The sequence below is a fragment of the Tepidanaerobacter sp. GT38 genome, from assembly GCF_021991635.1.
Classification (GTDB): Bacteria; Bacillota; Thermosediminibacteria; order Thermosediminibacterales; family Tepidanaerobacteraceae; genus DTU063.
Genome location: NZ_JAFFJA010000128.1, coordinates 1 through 2,443 on the forward strand (window position 1 = coordinate 1; position 2,443 = coordinate 2,443).

4 protein-coding genes are annotated in these 2,443 nt (G+C 32.1%); 1 reads left to right on the forward strand and 3 read right to left on the reverse strand.

Annotation, left to right across the window (positions count from 1 at the left end):
• Nucleotides 1–268: 268 nt before the first annotated feature.
• From JT739_RS12310 to JT739_RS12320, 3 genes are read right to left on the reverse strand one after another with little or no spacing between them, the layout of a single operon-like run.
• Nucleotides 269–988, reverse strand: coding sequence for a permease (locus tag JT739_RS12310; RefSeq protein WP_068556436.1), 720 nt, complete (start codon nucleotides 986–988; stop codon nucleotides 269–271).
• A 1-nt stretch (nucleotide 989) separates the two neighbouring features.
• Nucleotides 990–1,472 carry a permease gene (locus JT739_RS12315; RefSeq protein ID WP_027622411.1) on the reverse strand — a complete coding sequence of 161 codons (483 nt, stop codon included), beginning with the start codon at nucleotides 1,470–1,472 and terminating at the stop codon, nucleotides 990–992.
• 6 nt (nucleotides 1,473–1,478) lie between these two features.
• Nucleotides 1,479–1,808 carry a cupin domain-containing protein gene (locus JT739_RS12320; RefSeq protein WP_068556435.1) on the reverse strand — a complete coding sequence of 110 codons (330 nt, stop codon included), beginning with the start codon at nucleotides 1,806–1,808 and terminating at the stop codon, nucleotides 1,479–1,481.
• Nucleotides 1,809–2,198: 390 nt separating this feature from the next.
• Here JT739_RS12320 and JT739_RS12325 point away from each other — a divergent pair, with 390 nt between their 5' ends.
• The gene (locus JT739_RS12325) at nucleotides 2,199–2,420 is read left to right on the forward strand and encodes a hypothetical protein (RefSeq protein WP_237661421.1); all 222 of its coding nucleotides are present in this window, start codon (nucleotides 2,199–2,201) and stop codon (nucleotides 2,418–2,420) included.
• The last annotated feature ends 23 nt before the right edge of the window (nucleotides 2,421–2,443 follow it).

The following is a 2,443-nucleotide window of genomic DNA, read 5'->3' on the forward strand; positions in this document are numbered from 1 at the left end:
CACAATTATATGGACTTAACTTTCTATTATCATTAAGCATTAATTTTTATTTATCTAAATATCTTAATATAAATATAACATATATGCTCTGATGTAACCAAAAAAACATGTCAAAACTCCCCCTCATACCCTTATCCCATCTCTCCTTAAAACTACTCATGCTAAACAAAAATCATGGCTCCCATAAGGTTTCTACCCTATTTTCACCATGATTCTTAACAATACTTTTTATTCATGACACAAGTTTTTTGGGTATACAGTAAGAATATCATTTTAAGTCTATGGCCTTAACAGGACATTTATCTATTATCGCTTTCAATTCATTTATCTGTGTCTCATTAAGTTTAGACTCTTTCCATTTTGCTTTCTTATCCACCACCTTAAAATAATGAGGCATTAATTTTTCACACAGTCCACATCCAATACAATATTTTTCTTTAATATTAATACCAGTTACTTTGCCAAGGTCACGCTCTTCCTGAACAGGAATATCTTCTTTTTTTACAAATACAGTCATTAGATATGACATTATCAGTATGGATATTACTGTCAATATCCATCTTAGCCCCATAAAATTCGGTCCTAAGAATTTTGCTTCATTGGCAAGCATGGGTACTTTTATTACCGCCCATGCACTTAATATGATGACTACATTTGCGATGCTGGCACCTTTCTTTAAAAGCATTTTGCAAATTGGGAATGCCGCATAAATAGGTCCTGCTGAAAAACTGCCCAATAAGAACGAGAATATACCCCCCTTTATTCCTGCTTTCTCCCCAAATCCATTCATGATTACTTCTTTAGGAACCCATGCTTCAATAATTGATGTAAGTATAAAAATCACAGGCATAATTTCAAGCATTTCTATAATATAATATATGCTGTTTTTGACAGATAAATAAGCCTTATCGGGCATTGCGATAAATAGAAAAATATATGCCAAAGATACTGCTGCCAGCAGTTTGTTCTTTTTAATTATTTCAATCATTTCACATAATCACTCCCATCGTCAGCGCTATTATAAGTGCAAATACAAAACTAAGAACATTACGGGTAGTAGCAAATTTCAAACCAAACTCTTGTTTTTCTAATGGGAATGTCACTATTCCAACCATCGTTAAAGTAGTTAAGAATGCAACGGCAGGGACAATACTTGCACCTGCATCTACAAAAGAACCTACCAGAGGAAATGCTACAAAGGCTGGAATCAATGTAATACTACCTACTAAGGCAGAAATAACGGTTGAAATGAACAGATTGGATTCTCCCAAAACATTCTTTATAACTTCAGGCGGTATGAAGGTCAGAATCAATCCTATAAGAAACAAGATGCCTACAATCTCTCCAATCATATTTTTCATCATACCTCTTGCCATTTTTATAGAATTGAATGTCTTCTGCTTATCTTTAACAAGGGATGCAATAAATGCAGCCCCTGTTATTCCCCATAATGATGCTGTAAAAATATCCACCTTTCATCACTCCTTCTCCCTGTAGTTTTTAGGATTAGGTGATTTTACCACAAAGAATTCCAATACTTCTTCGTCTTGATTATGGACATTCATTTTTGTTTTGTATGGTATATTAATAATATCTCCCTTGGTGTAATGATGTGGTTCTTGTTCATTTAACTGCAAAGTCATTTTTCCCCGTACAATTATCATATAGACGTTGGAATTGGAATAGTGTTCAGGAAGATTTGTTCCTTTTACAAGAACCATATGATTTAGGTGAATATTCTCATCATCCACAATCCTTTCAATTATTTTGTCATCTGTAAGACTGTATACATATTTTTTCTCCAGCATAAAAACTCTCCTTTCATTATGTTTAAATCTATATTATAATAAATTACAGTAACATACAGTTACCACGGTAACTAATTTTAGATAGTGTAAAGTAAAATATGAAAAAATGCTTCGCAAGATTTAAATACTTTCATCCTCTGACAAAATTTTAATCTGCTCAATTGAATTTTTGTCAAGGCTGAAATTAACGGGCTTTCAGCCCGACCTTGACAAAAATTTATGAGCAGATTTTAAAGCATTTTTAAGAGGATGCAAGCATGGATTTGATGAAAATTAGGGGGTACACGAATTCTGAGGTTTAATAACTCTCTAATGCTTGAAAATAAATCATTTGACGCATTTTACACAAATACTACTTAACACAACCTAATTTTAAAAAAGGTGGTATTTATGAATATAAAAAATTATCTAAGTATTTTAAGACTAACAGAGTTATTTGATGGATTTTCTACTGAAGAACTGCTTAATCTTTTTAAAACTCATAATTATATTATCTCTAAATACAATAAAGGCAGCATTATCCATTTTGAAAGCGAGAAATGCAATTATCTGGATATTATTTTAAAAGGGCAGGTGTTTATTCAAAAGATTGATGAAAAAGGAATGTATTAACTGTTGCAGAATTTAAAATCGGA

Excerpts from the sequence above, each read along its gene's own strand:
- JT739_RS12310 (WP_068556436.1), bottom strand. The coding sequence starts at position 988 with ATGATTGAAATAATTAAAAAGAACAAACTGCTGGCAGCAGTATCTTTG.
- JT739_RS12325 (WP_237661421.1), top strand. The coding sequence starts at position 2,199 with ATGAATATAAAAAATTATCTAAGTATTTTAAGACTAACAGAGTTATTT.
- JT739_RS12320 (WP_068556435.1), bottom strand. The coding sequence starts at position 1,808 with ATGCTGGAGAAAAAATATGTATACAGTCTTACAGATGACAAAATAATT.